General features: G+C 35.4%; 21 protein-coding genes, 1 pseudogene and 1 other annotated feature. Of the genes and pseudogenes, 7 read left to right on the forward strand and 15 right to left on the reverse strand.

Going from position 1 to position 21,737, the window contains the following annotated elements; genetic code table 11:
- Position 1 precedes the first annotated feature (1 nt).
- The 3 genes from Y7E_RS0121495 to Y7E_RS0121505 all read left to right on the forward strand — a co-directional run bounded on the left by Y7E_RS0121495 (position 2) and on the right by Y7E_RS0121505 (position 2,234).
- The gene (locus Y7E_RS0121495) at positions 2 to 325 is read left to right on the forward strand and encodes a MazG nucleotide pyrophosphohydrolase domain-containing protein (protein WP_017153306.1); all 324 of its coding nucleotides are present in this window, start codon (positions 2 to 4) and stop codon (positions 323 to 325) included.
- Positions 326 to 380: 55 nt separating this feature from the next.
- A complete protein-coding gene (locus Y7E_RS0121500) occupies positions 381 to 887 on the forward strand; it encodes a ferritin (protein ID WP_017153307.1) in 507 nt (168 codons plus the stop codon).
- Positions 888 to 1,064: 177 nt separating this feature from the next.
- The gene (locus tag Y7E_RS0121505; protein ID WP_017153308.1) at positions 1,065 to 2,234 is read left to right on the forward strand and encodes a DUF418 domain-containing protein; all 1,170 of its coding nucleotides are present in this window, start codon (positions 1,065 to 1,067) and stop codon (positions 2,232 to 2,234) included.
- A gap of 41 nt (positions 2,235 to 2,275) precedes the next feature.
- Here Y7E_RS0121505 and Y7E_RS0121510 read toward each other — a convergent pair whose 3' ends face one another.
- From Y7E_RS0121510 to Y7E_RS0121520, 3 genes are all read right to left on the reverse strand, one after another.
- On the reverse strand, positions 2,276 to 3,457 hold the full coding sequence (locus Y7E_RS0121510; protein ID WP_017153309.1) for a NupC/NupG family nucleoside CNT transporter: 1,182 nt from the start codon (positions 3,455 to 3,457) through the stop codon (positions 2,276 to 2,278).
- A gap of 342 nt (positions 3,458 to 3,799) precedes the next feature.
- A complete protein-coding gene (locus tag Y7E_RS0121515) occupies positions 3,800 to 4,981 on the reverse strand; it encodes a NupC/NupG family nucleoside CNT transporter (protein WP_017153310.1) in 1,182 nt (393 codons plus the stop codon).
- Positions 4,982 to 5,304: 323 nt separating this feature from the next.
- Positions 5,305 to 6,732 carry an alanine/glycine:cation symporter family protein gene (locus tag Y7E_RS0121520; protein WP_017153311.1) on the reverse strand — a complete coding sequence of 476 codons (1,428 nt, stop codon included), beginning with the start codon at positions 6,730 to 6,732 and terminating at the stop codon, positions 5,305 to 5,307.
- Between the two features lie 315 nt (positions 6,733 to 7,047).
- Here Y7E_RS0121520 and Y7E_RS0121525 point away from each other — a divergent pair, with 315 nt between their 5' ends.
- Positions 7,048 to 7,686, forward strand: coding sequence for an NAD(P)-dependent oxidoreductase (locus Y7E_RS0121525; RefSeq protein WP_017153312.1), 639 nt, complete (start codon positions 7,048 to 7,050; stop codon positions 7,684 to 7,686).
- A gap of 170 nt (positions 7,687 to 7,856) precedes the next feature.
- Here Y7E_RS0121525 and Y7E_RS0121530 read toward each other — a convergent pair whose 3' ends face one another.
- The 4 genes from Y7E_RS0121530 to Y7E_RS0121545 all read right to left on the reverse strand — a co-directional run bounded on the left by Y7E_RS0121530 (position 7,857) and on the right by Y7E_RS0121545 (position 11,633).
- Entirely contained in the window at positions 7,857 to 8,768 is a 912-nt protein-coding gene (locus Y7E_RS0121530) for a thioester domain-containing protein (protein WP_017153313.1), read from the reverse strand.
- A gap of 149 nt (positions 8,769 to 8,917) precedes the next feature.
- A complete protein-coding gene (locus Y7E_RS0121535) occupies positions 8,918 to 9,469 on the reverse strand; it encodes a biotin transporter BioY (protein ID WP_017153314.1) in 552 nt (183 codons plus the stop codon).
- A gap of 144 nt (positions 9,470 to 9,613) precedes the next feature.
- Positions 9,614 to 10,453, reverse strand: coding sequence for an aldo/keto reductase (locus Y7E_RS0121540; protein ID WP_017153315.1), 840 nt, complete (start codon positions 10,451 to 10,453; stop codon positions 9,614 to 9,616).
- A 16-nt stretch (positions 10,454 to 10,469) separates the two neighbouring features.
- The gene (locus tag Y7E_RS0121545) at positions 10,470 to 11,633 is read right to left on the reverse strand and encodes an MFS transporter (protein ID WP_167321113.1); all 1,164 of its coding nucleotides are present in this window, start codon (positions 11,631 to 11,633) and stop codon (positions 10,470 to 10,472) included.
- Positions 11,634 to 12,026: 393 nt separating this feature from the next.
- Here Y7E_RS0121545 and Y7E_RS0121550 point away from each other — a divergent pair, with 393 nt between their 5' ends.
- From Y7E_RS0121550 to Y7E_RS0121560, 3 genes are all read left to right on the forward strand, one after another.
- On the forward strand, positions 12,027 to 12,374 hold the full coding sequence (locus Y7E_RS0121550) for a winged helix-turn-helix transcriptional regulator (RefSeq protein WP_016121022.1): 348 nt from the start codon (positions 12,027 to 12,029) through the stop codon (positions 12,372 to 12,374).
- Between the two features lie 433 nt (positions 12,375 to 12,807).
- Positions 12,808 to 13,248, forward strand: coding sequence for a DUF1641 domain-containing protein (locus Y7E_RS0121555; RefSeq protein WP_017153317.1), 441 nt, complete (start codon positions 12,808 to 12,810; stop codon positions 13,246 to 13,248).
- A gap of 44 nt (positions 13,249 to 13,292) precedes the next feature.
- Entirely contained in the window at positions 13,293 to 14,471 is a 1,179-nt protein-coding gene (locus Y7E_RS0121560; RefSeq protein WP_017153318.1) for an NAD(P)/FAD-dependent oxidoreductase, read from the forward strand.
- Between the two features lie 460 nt (positions 14,472 to 14,931).
- Here Y7E_RS0121560 and tyrS read toward each other — a convergent pair whose 3' ends face one another.
- The 8 genes and pseudogenes from tyrS to csaA all read right to left on the reverse strand — a co-directional run bounded on the left by tyrS (position 14,932) and on the right by csaA (position 21,708).
- Positions 14,932 to 16,194 (reverse strand): tyrosine--tRNA ligase, encoded by a 1,263-nt coding sequence (gene tyrS / locus Y7E_RS0121575; protein ID WP_017153321.1) that lies wholly within the window; start codon positions 16,192 to 16,194, stop codon positions 14,932 to 14,934.
- A gap of 67 nt (positions 16,195 to 16,261) precedes the next feature.
- Positions 16,262 to 16,483 (reverse strand) — a binding site (T-box leader).
- 444 nt (positions 16,484 to 16,927) lie between these two features.
- Positions 16,928 to 17,845, reverse strand: a complete 918-nt coding sequence (murB, locus tag Y7E_RS0121585; RefSeq protein WP_017153323.1) for a UDP-N-acetylmuramate dehydrogenase — start codon at positions 17,843 to 17,845, stop codon at positions 16,928 to 16,930.
- Positions 17,846 to 17,873: 28 nt separating this feature from the next.
- Positions 17,874 to 18,086 (reverse strand): hypothetical protein, encoded by a 213-nt coding sequence (locus Y7E_RS33310; RefSeq protein WP_154652050.1) that lies wholly within the window; start codon positions 18,084 to 18,086, stop codon positions 17,874 to 17,876.
- A 334-nt stretch (positions 18,087 to 18,420) separates the two neighbouring features.
- Positions 18,421 to 19,815 (reverse strand): DUF4179 domain-containing protein, encoded by a 1,395-nt coding sequence (locus Y7E_RS0121590; protein WP_017153324.1) that lies wholly within the window; start codon positions 19,813 to 19,815, stop codon positions 18,421 to 18,423.
- Positions 19,785 to 20,345, reverse strand: coding sequence for a sigma-70 family RNA polymerase sigma factor (locus Y7E_RS0121595; RefSeq protein ID WP_017153325.1), 561 nt, complete (start codon positions 20,343 to 20,345; stop codon positions 19,785 to 19,787). The genes Y7E_RS0121590 and Y7E_RS0121595 overlap by 31 nt, the downstream gene beginning before the upstream one ends.
- Before the next feature lie 111 nt (positions 20,346 to 20,456).
- Positions 20,457 to 20,852, reverse strand: coding sequence for an SET domain-containing protein (locus Y7E_RS0121600; protein ID WP_017153326.1), 396 nt, complete (start codon positions 20,850 to 20,852; stop codon positions 20,457 to 20,459).
- A 258-nt stretch (positions 20,853 to 21,110) separates the two neighbouring features.
- A pseudogene (locus tag Y7E_RS32060) lies at positions 21,111 to 21,257 on the reverse strand (ATP-binding cassette domain-containing protein); the annotation flags it as partial.
- A 121-nt stretch (positions 21,258 to 21,378) separates the two neighbouring features.
- The gene (gene csaA / locus Y7E_RS0121610) at positions 21,379 to 21,708 is read right to left on the reverse strand and encodes a chaperone CsaA (RefSeq protein WP_017153328.1); all 330 of its coding nucleotides are present in this window, start codon (positions 21,706 to 21,708) and stop codon (positions 21,379 to 21,381) included.
- Positions 21,709 to 21,737 lie beyond the last annotated feature (29 nt).

Genomic DNA, 21,737 nt, shown 5'->3' on the forward strand with positions numbered 1-21,737 from the left:
AATGAATATAGCTGAATTTCAAAGATGGGTCGAGGAATTTTACGAAAAACGAAGCTGGTCACAATATAACTCTTTTATTCGCTTAAATTTCTTAACGGAAGAAGTGGGCGAAGTTTCACGGGTTGTACGCGCGATTGAAATTGGACGTGATCGCCCAGATGAACAAACGAAACAAGCGGAAGAATTAAAAATGGAATTAAAAGAAGAACTTGGGGACGTACTTGCCAATCTCATTATTCTTTCCCAAAAATATGATTTAGACTTACAGGATATTATGGATGCACATGTAGAAAAACTAACTAAACGCTTTCAAGAAATTAAATGAGAATATTTATCAATTATGATATAATATTCCCGACAAGATACAAAGGAGGAAATTTATGTTATCTACCAAATTACACGATGCGCTTAATGACCAAATGAACTTCGAATTTTACTCTGCCCATGTTTACATGGCAATGGCTGCTTACTGCACAGCAGAAAGCTATGATGGATTTGCGAACTTTTTCCTTGTCCAAGCAGAAGAAGAGCGTTTCCACGCAATGAAACTTTATAATTACATAAATGACCGCGGAGAACGTGCTATTATTACTGGATTTAAAAATCCGAACAATGACTACGAGTCTGTTTTAAGTGCATTTGAAATCGCACTAGAGCATGAACGTGAAGTAACGAAGCGAATTTATAACTTATCCGATATCGCGTGGGATGAACGCGAACACGCGACAATCACTTTCTTAAAATGGTTCGTTGACGAACAAGTTGAAGAAGAAGCTTCTTTCGATAGCATCATCCAAAAACTAAAACGTATTACAAGTGATTCTAATGCTCTATTTATGTTAGATGCTGAATTAGAAAAGCGTACTTTTACTCCTCCTGCTGAGTAATATCCTTATCACCTTAACGAATTTGTTAAGGTGATTTTTAGTTTCCACTATTAATTCCCTTTCACCTTAACATTTATTTAAAATCACCTTAAATCTTCATTCATTCTGCATAGTACTACCATTATTAATGCTATTATTTTCAAGAAAAAGAAAATAAAAACAAGAGGAGACAAAACAATGAAACAGCGTATAGAAGCTATCGATGCAGTTCGTGGCTTTGCTTTATTTGGCATTTTGCTCGTTAATATGACGTTAATTCAATTTGGAATATTTAGCAGTGAGCACCCTATTTATGTGTTCGGAAAGCTTGATGAAGGAGCCAATTGGTTTATTCAATTTTTTGGTACGCACAACTTCGTTTCCCTATTCTCTTTTCTATTTGGACTTAGTATTATAATGCTGCAAAAGAGCATTCTCACAAAAGAAAAACGTTTCTTTCCAGTTTATATACGACGAATCATTATTTTACTAATCCTTGGTTATATCCACGGGATATTTATTTGGAGTGGAGATATTTTATTTGGATATGGGATTATAGGGATTTTCTTAATGTTGTTTATCAATCGAAAACCAAAAACATTACTTATTTGGGCCTTTATCTTACTAACATTTACTATGTTTCTTTCTTACCCTTTTGAGTCCAATGCAAATGCAGATGATTTTTCCTCTTACATTGGAAAAGAACAATCCGTCCACGAAACCGGGAGTTACATAGATCATATAAAGTTCCGCCTATACGAAAATCCATTCGAAGATATTGGAATCACTGGATTTTCCGGTGGATTCCTCCTGACCTTTTTGATGATCATTCTAATGACTCCACTATTCTTGCTAGGAATGTATGTCGGGAAAAAGGGATGGCTGTTTGAAATAGATAAACATGTATCTTCTCTCAAAAAGATTTGGCTCATCAGTGGTATTTTTTCTTTCACAGTAAAAATCTTAGCATTATTAACACAACAACCGATTCTCATTATGTTAAAAGATAGTGTTTCACCACTAGGCATGACTCTCTTTTATGGCAGCTCAATCATTCTATTATTTCATTACAAAAAAGCATCGCGCTTACTAGAGTATATGGCTAACATGGGTAAAATGTCGGTTAGTAACTATTTAGCACAAACTATCATTGCAACAACAATCTTTTATGCATATGGGCTTGGCTTGTATGGGAAAATCGGATACTTCTTTGGTATCGTGTTAACACTTTCAATTTACATCGTTCAACTATATGCTAGTACCCACTGGTTACAGAAATATCGTATGGGGCCAGTTGAATACGTATGGCGACTTGGCACCTATTTAAAAAGACCTGCTTTTAAACGTAAGTTAAAGAAAGTGAGTTAAACAAAAAAGCAATGAGCCCACTCGCTCATTGCTTTTTGTTTTTAAAGCATAACCCCAACGATAACCGCTGATAATATACTTACTAACGTTGCACCATATACAAGTTTTAATCCGAAAGAAGATACAACGTTCGCTTGTTTTCCATCGATACTCTTCGTTGCACCTGCGATAATCCCGATAGATGAGAAGTTTGCGAAAGATACAAGGAAGATTGATAAAATACCTACTGTACGATCTGATAAATCGCCAGCTACTTTTCCTAAATCAAGCATCGCAACAAATTCGTTCGTTACTAATTTTGTTGCCATAATTTGTCCTGCTTGCAGCATCTCTGATGTTGGAATACCCATAACAAATGCTAATGGTGAGAACACATATCCTAAAATGCTTTGGAACGTAATTCCGAAAATAGAATCAAACACACCGTTAATTGCTGTAATTAATGCTACGAAACCGATTAACATCGCCGCTACTGTTACTGCGATAGAGAATCCAAGCATAATATACTCGCCTAACATTTCGAAGAACGTTTGCTTCTTATCTTCTTGTAATTCTAAAATGTCCTCTTCTTCACTAATGTCATAAGGATTAATAATATGAACGATAATGAATCCACTAAATAAGTTTAATACAAGTGCTGTTACTACATATTTTGGATCAATCATTTTCATATAAGAACCGACGATTGACATCGATACCGTTGACATTGAAGACGCACAAAGTGTATATAAACGATTTTTTGGTAATTTACTTAATTGATCTTTTACTGTAATAAATACTTCACCTTGACCAACGATTGCTGCTGCTACTGCATTATATGATTCTAGTTTTCCTAAACCATTCACTTTACTTAATACGAAACCGACTGCTTTAATAATAATTGGTAAAATTTTAATGTGTTGCAGAATACCAATCAATACCGCTAAGAAAATAATTGGTAGTAATACTGTTAAGAAAAACGGTGCTTGTCCATCATTTGCTAAACCACCAAATACGAAGTTAACCCCTGCTTCTGCGTATTTTAAAATGGCACCAAAACCATCTGAAATTCCTTTTACTAACGCAAATCCAATATTTGTATTTAACAAGAAGTAAGCCAATGCTAATTGAATAACAAGCATAATTGCAATTGGTTTATATTTAATTTTCTTTCGATCTGAACTTACAAGGAAACCTAGTACAAATACAACAAGTAAACCGACTAGAAACATAACTAGTTTCATATGCGAATCCTCCACTTTCCATGAGTTATTGGTCGTCCAACGAATGACGTCTGACCATCGGTATTAAAAAATAGAATCCCTAAATACTATTTACTTTACAATGTACCCTAAAATCAGTAAGCGTTTACATAAATTGCAATTTATAATTAGTAGTCTCTTCTTCTCTACTCAATTTAAAGTATGAAACTGATACCACCACAAACAAAATTGTAAGCGTTATCTAACAGAAATGCAACATAATTTTTTCAATAAATCATATGTTAATTTCTCCCTCATAAACATTTCTGTCATTTGTATTCTGAAATATAAAAAGCAATGAGCACTTGCTCATTGCTCTTCACTTTATAACATTACACCAACAATGATCGCTGATAATATACTTACTAATGTTGCACCATATACAAGCTTTAATCCAAATGAGGAAACAACGTTTGATTGATTTTCATCAATCCCTTTCGTTGCTCCTGCGATAATTCCAATAGATGAGAAGTTCGCAAAGGATACAAGGAATACAGAAAGAACACCAACTGTACGATCTGATAAGCCTCCTCCTACTTTTGCAAGGTCAAGCATCGCAACAAACTCGTTTGATACTAATTTTGTCGCCATAATTTGTCCCGCTGTTACCATTTCTGATTGCGGGATTCCCATTACAAATGCAAGTGGTGAGAAAATATAACCTAATATAGCTTGGAATGTAATCCCGAAAATAGAATCAAACAGACTATTGATTGCTGTAATCAATGCTACGAAACCAAGTAACATCGCAGCTACGGTAACTGCAATTGTAAATCCAAGCATAATATATTCACTAAGCATTTCAAAGAACGATTGCTTTTGTTTGTTTTCTAATTTAAGTGTATCTTCTTCTTCAATAACGTCATATGGATTAATAATATGAATAATAATGAAGCCACTAAATAAATTTAATACAAGTGCCGTCACAACATATTTCGGCTCAATCATTTTCATATATGATCCAACAATCGACATTGATACTGTCGACATAGAAGATGCACAAAGTGTATATAAACGATGCTTCGGTATTTTGCTTAATTGATCTTTTACCGTAATAAATACTTCAGCTTGTCCAACGATTGCTGCCGCTACGGCATTATATGATTCTAGTTTTCCTAGACCATTCACTTTACTTAATAAGAAACCAACCGAACGAATAAATAACGGTAAAATTTTAAAATGCTGCAGAATTCCAATTAATACGGCAAAGAACACAATTGGTAATAACGCCGTCAAGAAGAATGAAACTTCCCCTTTATTAACGAGACCACCAAATACGAAAACGATTCCAGATTCCGCATATGTAAGAAGCGCTCCAAATCCATCAGAAATTCCTTTAACTAAAATATAACCAACTTGCGTATTTAATAGGAAATATGATAATGCCAACTGAATAACAAGCATAACCAAGATTGGTTTATACTTAATTCTCTTTCGATCCGCACTTATAAGAAAACCGAGTATAAATACAACGAGTAATCCTACAAGAAACATAACAAATTTCATAGATAAAATCCTCCATTTAAACCTTATTCAACACTCTAGAAAATTATTTAACGTTGAACGTCTGACCATATAAAATAAAAATAATCCGAACTTTCATCTAACACATAAAAATATATATGTATGGCTTAAAATCCGCCTTATCTCTTATTTGGAAAGACTTTATCCATTCTAACACAAATTCCAACTCACATCTTCATATTTCTAAAAAAATTACATTTTCTTATAAACTCCAAGTTAATGTTCGTCTTTTACCTCATCCCCCCTAATGTATCCTCATCAAAAAACGAGCATCAAGTTCGACTTGATGCTCGTTTCCCATTTCATTATACAGCTTTTTCTTTTTCTACCACTGGCTTGTCCCAGCACTCTGTATTTGTTAAACCTGGAATAGAATCTGCGTTGAAGACCGGATCTTTTCCTTGTTTCTTTTGCTTTACATAGTCTGCCAACGCAGCATATGCAAATCGACCAAGAAGTGTAATCGCAATTAAATTTGTGATTACCATTAGACCCATAAATAAGTCTGCCATATTCCATACGACTTGAAGCGTTGCAACAGAACCGAATAACACCATTCCAACTACCGCTACACGATAAATCATTAACCAAGTTTTGCTTTTCTTAATGAATTCAATATTTGTTTCACCATAATAATAGTTTCCTAGAAGTGAACTGAACGCAAATAAGAAAATAATAATCGCCAAGAAGCTACTTGCCCATGGACCAATTTGTGAACTTAATGCTCTTTGCGTTAATTCAATACCTTCTAAGTTTGTTGCCTTATATGCACCAGAACATAATACGATAAACGCTGTTGATGTACATACTAAAAATGTATCTACTAAAACTCCAATTGTTTGAATAAATCCTTGTTTAGCTGGATGCGTTACATCTGCTGTCGCAGCCGCATTCGGCGCACTACCCATACCTGCTTCATTCGCAAATAATCCGCGCTGAATACCATACTTCATCGCTGCTCCAATACCGCCACCTACAGCTGAATCTAAACCGAATGCACCTTTAAAGATTTCTGTGAAAACATCTGGTAGTAAATAGAAGTTTTTAATAACAACGAAAACAGCTACTCCAATATAAAGAATTGCCATTGGTGGAACAATCACTTCTGACATACGTGCAATACTTTTAACACCACCAAAAATAATAACTGCGATTAATACGGCTAATACAATCCCTACAATGTAACGCTCTAAACCGAAAGCATTTTTAAATGCTAGTGTAACTGTATTCGCCTGTACTGAGTTGAAAATTAAACCGTAACTAATTGTGATAAGAATAGAAAACCAAATTCCCATCCAACGTTTATTTAAACCTTTTTCCATATAATAAGCAGGACCACCACGGAATCCACTGCCATCTTTTATTTTATAAATTTGTGCAAGTGTACTTTCTACGAAACTTGAAGATGCCCCAATAATTGCGATTACCCACATCCAAAATACTGCACCGGGTCCCCCCATAGAAATCGCTAACGCTACACCAGCTAAGTTACCAATCCCAATGCGGGCTGCTGAACTCATACAGAAAGCTTGGAAAGAAGATACGCTCCCCTTTTTACGTGTCTTTCCAGTTAATCCGTCACTCATTAATCGTACCATTTCTCCTAAATGGCTAATTTGTACGAATTTCAATTTAAAAGAAAAATAAAGCCCTAGGCCTATTAACATTGCGATAAGAATATATGACCAAAGAATCGTATTCGTTGATGAAATGAACTGTTCTAAAATGTTCATACAATTAGTCCCCTCCCTTTTCTCTTCATAAATTGAATTATATTTAAAAAATATTCAAAAATCAACTTTTTTCGACAGGTTATTACTTCCAAATGTTAGGTTTTATAACACAACCTTGTTACTTGTTAAGAAATATGACTTGTTATTTTTAGAAACGTACATACTACTTGAAGAAATATTTTTTATAAACAAAGCGATTGACAAAAAACAAACCTGTAACTATAATGGTTACAAAAGGTGATGACAAACCTACTTAAAAGACATTCATTCATTTTTCAGATATACACTTATAACAATTATTTGGAGGGATTCCTTATGAAAATCGGAATTATCGGAGCAAGCGGAAAAGCTGGAAGTCGCATTTTAAAAGAGGCGTTAGATCGTGGACATGAAGTAACAGCAATCGTAAGAAGCGCAGCAAAAATTACAGAAGACAATGTAAAAGTTTTAGAAAAAGATGTTTTCGACCTGACTGCTAACGATCTTCAAGCATTTGATGTAGTTGTAAACGCATTTGGCGCTCCAGCTGGTCAAGAACACCTTCACGTAGATGCAGGAAACGTATTAATTGAAGCAATGAAAGGTGCACCTAATACAAAATTACTTGTTGTCGGTGGTGCTGGAAGCTTATTTGTGGATGAAGCAAAAACAACTCGTGTATTTGACACTCCAGGATTCCCGAAAGAATACCTTGCAACTGCTCAAAACCAAGGTAAAAACCTAGAAATCTTACAGCAAACAAACGATATCACTTGGACATTCATTAGCCCTTCTGCATTATTCGCATTAGGAAAACGCACTGGATCTTACAAAGCAGGTAAAGATCACCTTCTTGTTAACGCAAAAGGCGATAGCTATGTAAGTTATGAAGATTTCGCTGTAGCTGCACTTGATGAAATTGAAAACCCAAAACATGTGAACGAACGCTTTACAGTTGTTTCTGAAGCTGAATAATATAAGAGAAGACGCCTCTAATTAAGATGAGGCGCCTTTTTTATTTTCCTTCTTTTAAGGCAATTATGCCATTTGCAAATAAACCAAACACAAGTCCAATCCCGCAACCTAAAATAAGATGATTATACATAAAGAAAAGCTGGCATATGCCAGCTTTTCCGCAACTTGTACTATCTTTTATAAGGTGTAGAAGGCTTATTCGGTTTCTGCGGAGCTTCAGTCTTTTTCCAGCTTACCGCTAACTCTGGACTTGTTTTTTCCTCACTACGCTCTAATAAAACTACCGCATCTTGAATCGTTTCCGTTCCCTTATGTTCAATACCTTGTAATTTCGTTAAATTACCAGATACTTTAAAGCTAAATTCACCAGACGGCGTCTCTTTCGGAATTAACACGCGGAATTTTTCTCCTACATTAAACTCCGTTTTTGTTTCGCCTTTTTCATTCACAAACTTAACTCCTTGCGGCGCACCAGTTGCTTGCACTTTGTACGTTCCACTCTTTGCATTTGTTTCCACTGTATATAAACCTGTTTCGAAAAACTCATCTTTTAATACTGCTTCTTGTTTTTCCGACGGCGTAACGCTCATCGTGATTTCTTGTACTTCTTCACTGCTAGCCGCTTTCGCAACAATGTCTTTCGTTAATTTCTCTACATTTTTATTACGAAAATCTAAATCATCGATACTCACTTGTCCAAGTGCATTCCATACAGCGAGCTGCGTCGCATAATGCGCCTCTCTCCAATCAGATACACCTAATTCTTGTGGACTTTTTTGTGGGTAACCATTTAACAATACACGATACACACCAATATCTACCTTACCTATTTCAGGTAAATCTTGACCGCTTGGTGATTTCAAAAAAACATCTAAGCAGTAAGCTATTTTTCCATCTGCTGTTTTAATGAGTTCAGTTCGGATTGGTCTCTTTTTTGATTTACTATAACTCCAATCCATTTGATACTTCGTATGATCCATTACTTCTGCGGATGCTTTTTGGAGTGGGAATAATAAGTTCGCAAATACAAATAAAACACTCAAAAAAGCAACCAATAACTTATACGATTGTTTAATATTCATGTTTACAACCCCTTATAAAATAACAAATTTACTACTGTATAGTATCTAGTTAAAAGGTCTTTTTATGCATTACTTTCTCCTTTTTAAAACGCTATAAAAAACACGCGCAGGAATCCTCCTACGCGTGTTTCTATCATCATTTAGTTTTCTTACAATAATAATTTCGAACGTACTAATGCTCCTCGCACCTTAATTCCAACCCACGCCGCTAACGCAGCCTTTATCACACCTACAATCAAGAAAGGAACAAATCCTCCTAGGAAAGCCGCTTGCCATCCTAGTGATGCTACATACTTTAAAAATACAGTTCCAATCGTTAATGTCACGAGCATTCCTAAAATATTAGCGATTAACGAATTCAAAAATGTAAGCTTCGTCTTTTCAGTTAACAAACCAATTAAAAAAGCAGTTGGAATGAAGGCGAATAGGAAGCCACCTGTAGGCCCGAATAAAACAGAGAGACCACCACTGAATCCAGCATAAACAGGGATTCCAGTTGCACCAATCAAAACATATAATACTACAGATAAAGTCCCATAACGCGAACCTAAAATTGTAGCAGTAAGCCCAATCGCTAACGTCTGTCCTGTTATCGGAACAAGTGGCAGCGGGATGGTCACTTGAGCTAAAATCCCAATAATTGCAGCAAATAGCGCGGTAACAATTAACATACGAAAATGATTTGTACGATGATTACTCATAAGTGCTCCCCCTAAAAATTTCATATCATAAATTTAAGATATCCTATTTTATATAAGGAGTAAATATTTTGTTTGAATATTTAGTCTTCTAATAATAAAAAGAAGAGCACAAACTTTTTTTGCGCTCTTCTTTCTCAATCTATTTTAGAAATCAAAGTTATCCGGATCTGGACCAACGCGGTGATTTTCGTTTAACGCATCAATTTTCTCCATATCTTCTTTTGTTAATTCAAAGTTAAAGACATCTGCATTTGCAATAATACGGTGTTCTTTCGTTGATTTTGGAATTGTGATAACTCCATTTTGTAAGTCCCAACGTAAAATGACTTGCGCTGTTGTCTTACCGTACTTATCAGCAATTTCTTGTAATGTTTCGTTATCTAATAATTGACCTTGCATAAGTGGTGACCATGCCTCCATTTGAATACCTTGTTCTTTACAGAAAGCTTGTAATTCTTTTTGTGTCAAGCATGGGTGATATTCCACTTGGTTAATCATCGGCTTAATTTCTGCATCTTTCATTACATCTTGCAAGTGATGGATTTGGAAATTACTTACGCCAATTGCACGCACGCGCCCTTCTTTATAAAGTGTTTCTAACGCTCTCCACGTATCTTTATATTTCCCTTCTACAGGCCAGTGAACAAGATATAAATCTAAATAATCTAGTTCTAATTTTTTTAAACTCTCTTCATATGCAGCAATTGTTGTTTCATACCCTTGATCTGCATTCCAAACCTTTGAAGTAATAAATAGATCTTCTCTTGAAATACCCGCTGCTTTTATCCCTGCGCGAATACCTTCTCCTACAGCTTTCTCATTTCCATAAATCGCCGCTGTATCGATGCTGCGGTATCCTTCTTTAATCGCTGTTTTTACAGCCTCTACAAGCTCTGGTCCATCTTCTACTTTAAATACTCCTAAACCGAACCAAGGCATTTCTACACCATTATACAATACTGTTTTACTTTGTAAATTTTTCATTATACTCTTCTCTCCTTTATTTCACTTGATCTCTTTTTTCTAATGCCATACTCCAAGCTGTTAAAATAACAGCGCCTACTACCATAATGCCACCTACCCAGGCTGTATGAATTAACCCTAACGAGTTCGTTACAATACCACCTAAATAAGCACCAAGAGCAATTCCTGCGTTAAATGCAGCAATATTAATTGCTGAAGCAACATCAACAGCACTTGGAACAAAGCGCTCAGCCAATATAACTACATATACTTGTAGCCCCGGAACATTCATAAATGCGAATAGTCCCATAAAAATAATTGTGATTAACCCAGCTACCTTAAATGGTGCTGTAAATGTTAAAACAAATAATATAATCGCTTGAATAAAGAACATGTAAAATAGCGCTCGAATTGGATTATGGTTCGATAATTTTCCGCCAATCATATTCCCTATCGCAATTGCGATTCCATACACTAGTAAAATGATAGTAACTGTACTTGATTTAAATCCTGTTACCTCTTGTAATAGCGGTGATAAATACGTAAATGTTACGAATGTTCCACCGTATCCTAATGCAGTAATGATGAAAACAAGTAATAGTCTTCCATTCGTAATCAGTTTGAACTGATCACGAAATGATACAGACGTACCTTTTTTTAAATTAGACGGAATTAGCATACTGTTGGCGATTAAAGCAACGATTCCAATTACTACAATCACCATGAACGATGCTCTCCAGCCGAATTGTTGACCAATAAATGTTCCAATTGGTACACCTGTAATGGTCGCAACAGTTAAACCAGTAAACATAAAAGCAATCGCACTAGCACGTTTATTCTCTGGTACGAGTGCAGCCGCAATTGTAGATCCTATCGACATAAAAACGCCATGTGCAAAAGCAGATACAACCCTCGCGATAAGTAGGACACTAAAACTTGTTGCTACCGCCGCAATTCCATTACCAATAATGAAAATAATCATAATCCACATTAATAACGTCTTTCGCGACATACTAGCTGTTAACGACGTTAACACTGGAGCACCAAATGCTACTCCTAACGCATATAAAGAAACAGTTAAACCCGCTGTTGTAACAGAGACATGTAAATCCTCTGAAATAGATGGTAATAAACCGACGCTAATAAACTCGGTTGTACCAATCCCAAACGCACTAATTGCTAACGCTAATAAAGCAAACATACTTCTTCGATTCGTCTGAACTTCCGAAGATGATACTGTATATGAACTCAATTGAATTCCTCCTTATTACAAGAAATCCAATCATAATAGTGTGATAAAAAGGCCCTTTTATCTTCTAAAAAATATATTTAATACCTATAAACGCTATTATGAATGGTTTCATTCTTTTTTTGAAGAACGCACTTTAAAGTACTATAGATACCAAAAAGTAACATAGTCACTTTTTAGTACCGTACTACTCATTTGCCTCTTACATGTGCTATTATGAAACATATTTAACATGATAAAAAGTACGTACTTTAAAGTGCTATAGGTACTAAAAAGTAACATTTGTATTATTTAGCTTATTTTACTCAAAAGCTGAAATCTACATTTACCAAAGGAGGGTTTCATATGAAGAAATACAATATTCCTGTAGAGGCGACTTTAGAGGTTATCGGCGGAAAATGGAAGGTTGTTATCCTTTGTCACTTAACAAAAGGAACTAAGAGAACGAGTGAACTAAAACGTTTAATGCCTGGTATTACACAAAAAATGTTAACACAGCAATTACGTGAATTAGAAGAAGACGGGGTTATTCAAAGAAAGGTATACAATCAAGTCCCACCAAGAGTAGAATATTCTCTTACCGACTACGGTTGGTCTTTAGAGTCGATTCTTGACTCTCTTTGTACTTGGGGCGAATGCCATCTTGAAAAAAGCGGTAACACATCGATGCTAATTACAGAAGGTGAACAATAAGAAAAAAGGAAAAAACGAACATAAATTTGTTCATTTTTCCCTTTTTTTCTTTATATATATGTACATTTCCAACATAAACAAAATATTTTATGCGCTTTCATGCCTTGTCAGTACTAGGTTATAGGCTCAATATCAAATAATTAGGAATCATTTTTATGTTAACATAGGTGTATATAGTATATAATATAGGATATATATTATATACACTTTCCGATAAGGGATCTTTTCCATTATGCGGACAAGCCATGTATCGGACAGTTCATAAATAATAGGTAAGACGTTATGGTTTTAGATTTATGTTTTCAGCTTACTTGCTGTCATAAATTTAAAGGCATTTTATTGTGTTTTGTGAAACTTTGTATAAAGTTTCGTAAACGGTTCCTATCTTACCTATCAAAAATAAGAGTATTGCTATCGTAAAGGAGAATTGGAGATGCCAGAAACTATGACTCAAACAAAGCCAGAACAAGAAACTGTACAAATTTCTGCTAGCCAAGGACAACTTGATGTACTTGATCAGTTGTTAAAACCTGAGGTACAAGAATCATTAACAACACTAGTGGAACAGCTTCCAAAATTAACTGAGCTTGTTAACATTTTAACTAAGTCTTATGACTTCGCTCAAACTGTTGCTACTGATGAAGTATTAAAAAGCGACACTGTTGGTGCAATCCAAGAGCTTGTAGAACCTGTAAAAGATACAGTGAAAAGCATGGCTGCAACTGCTATCGAAGCTAAAGATCGTGCTGACGAAAGCAACGAAGTTATCGGCCTATTCGGTCTATTAAAATTACTAAAAGACCCACAAGCACAAAAAATGTTCCGCTTTGTAAATGCTTATCTTCAAATTAGTGCAGAACGTAACAATAAATAATTTAACTTATAACAACAATTAGTAAAGACGGGGGATATCATACTATGTCAAAACAAATTGTCATCTTAGGCGCTGGTTATGGCGGACTTCTTGCCGCTTTAAACGTACGTAAATATTACAGCAAATCAGAAGCACAAGTTACAGTGATCAACCAATACCCAACACACCAAATCATCACTGAACTACACCGCCTTGCAGCTGGTAACGTGTCCGAGCAAGCAATTGCAATGCCACTTACAAAGCTTTTCAAAGGTAAAGACATCGATCTTAAAATTGCAACAGTTGAGTCATTCTCAGTTGATAGCAAAGAAATTAAACTAGTTGGCGGCACTACTTTATCTTACGATGCACTTGTAGTTGCTTTAGGAAGTAAAACAGCTTACTTCGGTATTCCAGGACTAGAAGAAAACAGCATGGTATTAAAATCTGCTGCTGATGCAAACAAAATCTACAAACACGTTGAAGATCGTATTCGTGAATACGCTAAAACAAAAAATGAAGCTGATGCTACAATCTTAATCGGTGGTGGCGGATTAACTGGCGTTGAGCTAGTTGGTGAGCTTGCTGACATTATGCCTAAACTTGCAAAAAGCCATGGCGTAAATCCAAAAGAAATTAAACTTCTTCTTGTTGAAGCAGGTCCAAAAATTCTTCCGGTATTACCAGACCACTTAATCGAACGTGCAACTACTAGCTTAGAAGCACGCGGTGTTACATTCTTAACTGGTCTTCCTGTAACAAACGTTGCTGGCAATGAAATCGACTTAAAAGACGGTCAAAAAATCGTTGCTAACACATTCGTTTGGACAGGCGGCGTACAAGGTAACCCATTAATCGGTGAATCAGGTCTTGAAGTAAACCGTGGCCGTGCAACAGTTGATGCATACCTACAATCTACTTCTCACAAGAACGTATTCGTTGCTGGAGACAGCGCTGTTGTCTTCGCTCCAGACGGTCGCCCATACCCACCAACTGCACAAATCGCTTGGCAAATGGGTGAGTTAATTGGATACAACTTATACGCAGCACTAGAAGGCAAAGCATTCGAAGAGTTCGCACCTGTAAACTCTGGAACACTTGCTAGTCTAGGACGTAAAGATGCTGTTGCTACAATCGGAGCAAGCTCAACTCCACTTAAAGGTCTACCAGCATCATTAATGAAAGAAGCAAGTAACGTTCGTTACTTATCACACATTAAAGGATTATTCAGCTTAGCTTACTAATCCAAACACTAGCCCAAATCATGATTTGGGCTTTTTTATTTTTAAAAGCTTTCTTTTTAGATGGGAGAGCGCATCCAGCCATGCATAGGAGCGGTCAGGGCCTTTTTCTGCCTCATGCCATGTTTAAAACAAAAAGATACAATGAGCGCAAGGCTCCTTTTTTCTTCGTGGCAATGATTTATCTTTCAAGAAAACAAAGAAATTTATTTAGATTACTATGAGTAACTTTTTTATAAATATAAATTGAAGAACTGACATAAAAACTTTCCTTTTTGATGGAAGAGAGCATCCGCCACTCCTTCTATTCTTCGTAACAACGATTTATATATTATTTTTATTCGGCATAAAAGCCAGATAAACCTCTATAATAATCTTAATATACTGACTTTTTTATGACAAAATTGTGTACAAAAAAGAGTAGAAACAAGGAACACTCCTCGCTTCTACCCTACAGCAAACTTTATGCGCCTAATTTCACCAAACTGTAATTCTTTTTACCTTTACGGATAATAATAAATCTTCCATCGAATGAATTTTCCGCCGTAACATCTGTATTCACATCCGTTACTTTATCTCCATTCATCAAAATTGCTCCATTATTAATATCTTCGCGCGCTTGACGTCTAGAAGGTTCAATTCCTAAATCAACTAACCACTCAACGATATTTTTTGTTTCTTTTGAAGCATGGAAAGTTGGCATATCTTTAAAGCCTTGTTCAATTTCATCAGCAGTTAATAATTTAATATCCCCACTAAATAATGCCGCTGTAATTTTTAAAGCTTGTGAAAGCGCATGCTCACCATGAACAAATTTCGTCATTTCTTCAGCTAACACTTTTTGCGCTTCACGTTTATGAGGCTCTGTTTGAACTTTAACTGCTAATTCATCAATTCTTTCTTTCGTTAAGAACGTAAAGTATTTCAAGTATTTAACTACATCACGGTCATCTGTATTCACCCAGAACTGGTAAAATTCAAATGGCGTTGTTTTTTCAGGATCCAACCAAACTGCTCCGCCTGCACTTTTTCCAAACTTCGTACCATCTGATTTTAATAATAACGGAATTGTTAACCCAAATACTTTCGCTTCATGCCCTTCTAATTTACGAATTAAATCTAAACCGCTTGTAATATTTCCCCACTGGTCACTGCCACCAATCTGTAATTGGACACCTTCCTCTTTGTATAAGTGATGGAAATCCATCGCTTGCAAGATTTGGTATGTGAATTCCGTAAATGAAATCCCTGTATCTAAACGGCTTGCTACAATATCTTTTGCTAACATGCTATTTATACTAAAGTTTTTACCGTAGTCACGTAAAAACTCGATAATATTGATTTGATGTGTCCAATCATAGTTATTTACCATCTTTACTTCACTATTACCACCAAATTCAAATAACTTCTGCATTTGCGCTGTTAAAGCATCCACATTCTGTTGAACCTGCGCTAATGTTTGTAACTGACGCTCAGTTTGTCGACCACTTGGATCCCCAATTGTTCCTGTCGCTCCTCCAATTAAAATAACTGGATGATGTCCAGCTAATTGAAACCGTTTCATCATCATAAACGGAATTAAATGTCCAATATGCATACTATCACCAGTTGGATCGACGCCACAGTACAAGGAAATCTTTTTCTCTTCTACTAGCTTGCGTAATCCTTCTGCATCTGTTTGTTGATTAACGGCATCGCGCCATTCTAATTCATCAATAATGTTCATCTCTTTCCATCCCCTTTATTAAATTTCCTTTGCAAAAAAACAAAAAAGCCCCTATGTCTATACTAGACATAGGGACGATTATTAACCGTGTTACCACCCAGATTGCACAAATAGGGACAATTCCACTATTCATACCACTCTTAGCAATAATATCGATTGCTACTCCGCTTAGCATTACCTAAGATACTCCAGAGTGTAATTCACAAGTTTGTTTGTGCTAGGTTCCAGCAACCCCTAGCTTTCTCGATAACAGTGACAAACTGCTACTGGGCTCTTTCAACGTATTTGATATATTAAATTATAGCCATTATAGTGAATTGAAAACGCATTGTCAATTATCCCCAAAAAAATTCTAGAAATTATTCACATTCATCATTTATTGGTTAATTTAACACTCTATCCGAAAGCATTCTCCTTCCTCAAGCGTATGTAGGGCGATAGCCCAATGCTAGGTGGGAGATGAATTTCGTTTTGGCACAGCCAAAAGATCTCTGATAAACTAGACACATAAAGTTCTTTGATAACTTGATATATAAGGTTGCAGGAAGAAAATAAAGTGCGAAAACCAAGCCGTTCGGTTCCTGCATAAAATATCAACCGTAAAAAAGAACGTCCAAACGTTGGACATCTAGGGGTGGAATAACCCGAAGTAACACTCAGGGAGACGAAAGGTTACTTTCGTCGTGGAATTGAGAAGCCCCCACTTCAAAATCCGTTAGAATTTAAGTGGCGGTTAGTTCACATCTTCTCCAATAATCCTTACTTCTCTTTCTAACGTAACACCAAATTTCTCTTTAACCGTTTTTTGAACAAAATGAATTAAATCGATATAATCTTGCGCCGTTCCATTATCAACGTTTACCATGAATCCAGCATGTTTTGTTGAAACTTCCACACCGCCAATTCGCGTTCCTTGCAAATCAGAGTCTTGGATAAGCTTACCAGCAAAGTGGTTAGGTGGACGCTTGAAAACACTACCGCATGAAGGGTATTCTAATGGCTGCTTCGATTCTCTTTTATACGTTAGATCATCCATTTTGGCTTTAATCTCTGCATATTCACCTTTTGCAAGTTCAAATGTACCCTCAAGTATAATGTAATGATTATTAGCAAATGTACTTTTGCGATATCCAAAATCAAAGTCGTCTTTTGAAAGAGTAATTAGCTCTCCCTCTTTTGTCATGACAACCGCTTTTGTTAATACATATGCAACCTCACCGCCGTATGCACCTGCATTCATATATAAAGCTCCTCCAACAGATCCTGGGATGCCGCAGGCAAATTCAAGACCTGTTAAAGAATGCTCTAATGCGATTCTTGATACATCAATAATAGCTGCACCACTTTGAGCTACAATTGTTTGCTCATTCACAGTAACATCCGTGATATGAGTCAAGCTTAATGTAATTCCACGAATACCACCGTCTTTTATAATCACATTAGAGCCGTTTCCTAAAAACGTAATTGGAATGTTATGTTCATTTGCATACTGTACAACTTGTTGAATTTCAGTATAGGTAGTAGGCTGTACAAAAACATCTGCTTTCCCCCCTACTTTTATATGCGTATGATTCTTTAACATCTCATCTTGTTTTACATGTTCTTCTGGTAATACTGTACGTAAATATTTATATACTTCCTGCATATTCATTCTATGATTCCTCTATTTCTATTAATAATTAATGGCCTATCCTCTCAATAGTTCCAGCATTCTTAAAACCATTTCTCTTATTCTCTTCCATTCCGCTTACAAGTTCATTTACTACACTACATGTAATGCCATGCTGAAAATAAGTAGGTAATCGGCCACCACATAGATTACCTAAATAGTTTAGTAAGATAGCTTCCGTCTCTATCTTATCAAAAAATCGAGAAGAAAACTTTACCTTCAAAAATTTTCCGATATAACCAAGTTTAAGATAGAAAAGAAATTGTACCTAATTTCTTCCTTTACAAAACTCTATTATATCGCATGTCAATGTGAAAAAATATGTTTAAAGAAGGAACTTTTCAAACTGATAAGAATGTCTATGTTTTGTCATATCCAAAATAGACATTACAAAACTGTAAGGTCCTTGTAACATAAAGCAGAAGTAACTTATGAACAAGTAAAATCATATGAAGAAGTGCAAAAAGATGAGTTACCTGCAAAAGTGAAAGAGAAATTAGATGTAAAGTAAAAACAAAAGGATGCCTCCTTATATGTTAAGGACATCCTTTTTTTGATTATTTTAATTGAATTTTGACTGGCGGTAATGGTTTTTCAGGATGATATGGTGACATCTCTACTTCTAATACATATTTCTTTAAACTAAAATTCTTTACACCATATTCCCCATCTAACTGAAACGTTGCCTGGAATTGTAATTTCTCCTTATTCAATACCTTTACATCGCTCCCCTTTACAACATGACCAATTGGTGCAAATTCTTTATCCAAATATGAAGAATCCTTTAAATTCATAACTTCTCCGTAATTTATCAATTCGTCCATAGATTTATGTTTTGTATCGACATTTTGAAGTGTATATTGCACAATTAATCGCTGTTTTTTATGCTGAATTTTATTAACAAGCACCTTCAAATCACTACGAGTACTTTGTATTTCAAATGGTGTCTTTTTATTTAAGTCCTGAATAGATGGTTTTTCAGACAATCTCACATTTGGATGTAACGTAATAAATTCCGAACCCTCTGGAATCTTTCCAAAAATAGATCTTTCATCAGATTCTATCTGATTTCTGACCTTTTCTCTTCCAAATTCAATACCTGATGTTTTAAAATCAATTTCATTTCCTTTATCATCAGTTACTTTTTCAATTCTCGCTAAATCATTCTCCCCTATAAGCGGATAAATCGCTTTATAGTCGATTGCAAGTGATTCTTTTCCAACTGTAATCTTTTCAAAGTTAAATGTATGTTCTTTATCTTCACTACTTATTGATTGCTGAGGATGAATGATTTTATTTTCTAATTGTTGTACTGGAATATCAAATTTCCAAACCCCTTTTGTTTCCCCGATAGATGTAATGGTAATTGGTAATGTTGTATTTTGGGGAAGCTCTTTTTCTGGATAAACAATATGAATATTCCCAAACCACCCATCTTTAGTTACTCTTCCATCCCATGAAGCTGCACGCATCCATTTCGGACTTCCATCAACAAGCTTAAAGTCATAATAAAAATCCCTACCAGAATTATTTCTGATCACTACTTGATCTGGATTATCTACTTTAAATGTAACGCCAATTCTACCACCATCATAATACACACTATTCATTATTACGCTAATTCCATTGCTCACTGCTTGCTGATTTAATTCTGTTACAAGCTTACTTGCCGATAAATTTTGACCAATTGTATCATGAAAATGCGAATAAATTTTCCCGATAATTGGAACTTCCGCCAATACACGACTCATTTGCGGAAACACAAATCCAGAGCCTAGTACACCTATACATATTGAAGCTGCAGTTAACAAAGCAATTTTTCTTCTCTTATATATCTTTTTAACTGGCTTTTCTGTCTTTGCCCTAGCAATACCTTTTTGTATAGCCAGATTCAATTCTTGTTTCGGAACATCAACTTTATTTATTTCATCATTAAACCACTGCTTATCCAATTCTCATCACTCCCCCCTAATAATTTTTTTAGAGATTTTCTCGCTCGATGCAAATATGTCTTTACAGTTCCCTCTGGTACACTCATTTGCCAAGCAATTTGATTAATTGGAATATCATAATAATAATATAAAATGATTACTGTTTGATAATTTTCATCCAACCTTTGAATTGCTCCCTGCAAATCAATATGTTGCTCAATTTGATGTAGTTTGTTTGGCATCCCGCCATATGTATCTGCTTCTCTTCCGTCCTCTATCTTCTTCACTTTTTTCTTTTCACCTAATAGCTGATAGGCATTATGTATAAGAATACGTGTCAACCATGTCAAAAAGTAGCTTGGTTTCTTTAATTGCTCTATGGATAAGTACGCTTTATACACCGTCTCTTGCACAACGTCCAGTGCATCTTCTTTATTCTGTACATACAGATACGCAGTGCGGTACAACTGATCTTGATATAAACTAATGAGCTGTTCGAAAGCTGCATCGTCACCTTTTCTTGCTTTTTTGACTAATTTTATTTCATCCATCGTATCCCTCCTTTCACTTATTAGATAGACGAAAGTACAGTTTGGTTTCAAAAAATTTATTTTTATTCCATATAAAAAAGCACACCCAATGGAATGTGCTCTTTTTACACTTTACTTACCGTTTTCTTCTTTTTCCTTATCAAACCATAATAGTTCATCATCATTAACATCACCATTATAGTTGATCAGGATTTCTTCTCCTGCTTTTATATCCTTATAAGCATAGAAGTCAAATGTATGATTATCAAAGTTAATTTCATACGTTGCATTTGGCTTATACGCATGGTTAAATAGCATACCGTATCCTAAAAGGATTGCCGAATGATTTATTCCATACTCAAATGCGTAGTCAGCAAGTAGCGTTTTCTCTATAAATTGATGTTCCTCATTTGGATAAGAGATAACTGGCGCTTCATGTAGAAGCTCCCCTTTTTTTATATCACGTGTTGCAAATACTCCTCTATTAAATTCTCCATCGCTAAGTGTGGAAGTCTTGATTTCGATCATATTCGTCACCTATACATTTCTTTCTCTGAAGTATTTTGTCTCCTTAAGCTTGGCAGATAATGAGGAGAAAAGCAATTGGTTTTATTTTTCCTTTTTATATAATGCTTAAATTTCATCACTCTAAAGATTCATATATGACAACATACAATCGACAGAATTCCCTGAACAAAACCCTTACAAATAAGGAGGCAATACAATGATTCATATGCAGTCCAAAGCAAAAGAATTAAAAGAGAAGTTACAAATCTTGTTTTATCTCAATATTTTTATTAACGTACTTTTCCCTGATCCATTTTGTCCTACTACTCCCATATGTTCTCCTTTGTATAAATCAAAAGTAGCATTTTTATATAAAGTTTTATCTATAAAACAATGTGGAACATTTTCAACTTTAAGTAAACTCATTATGATTCCTCTTTTCCTAAAAATAAAAAAGCAGAGGGCTAGTGTCTTTTGACACTAGCCCTCTGCTTTTTGGTTTTATTGCATCTTAAGATGGATACTCATATTTGACTTTTTTACATTTCTATGCAATTGGTGTACCATTTGCAACAGGCTCATCCGGTTTTAACAGCACAACATCCCCCTCTTCTGGTACACCGCCTACTACTAATACTTCGGATTTAAAACCTGCGATACGTCTAGGGGGAAAGTTCACAACTGCGATTACTTGCCGGCCGATAAGTTGTTTTGGTTCATATCTTCGCGTAATTTGAGCTGAAGATTGTTTAAGACCCATCTCACCGAAATCAATTTTTAATTTTATAGCTGGTTTCCGCGCTTCTGGAAATGGTACAGCTTCTATTACAGTCCCAACACGAATATCTAATTTCATGAAATCCTCAATGCTTGCCACATTTATTACCTCCCGTTTTCACAATATCT

This window comes from Bacillus bingmayongensis, from assembly GCF_000299035.1.
GTDB classification, from domain to species: Bacteria; Bacillota; Bacilli; order Bacillales; family Bacillaceae_G; genus Bacillus_A; species Bacillus_A bingmayongensis.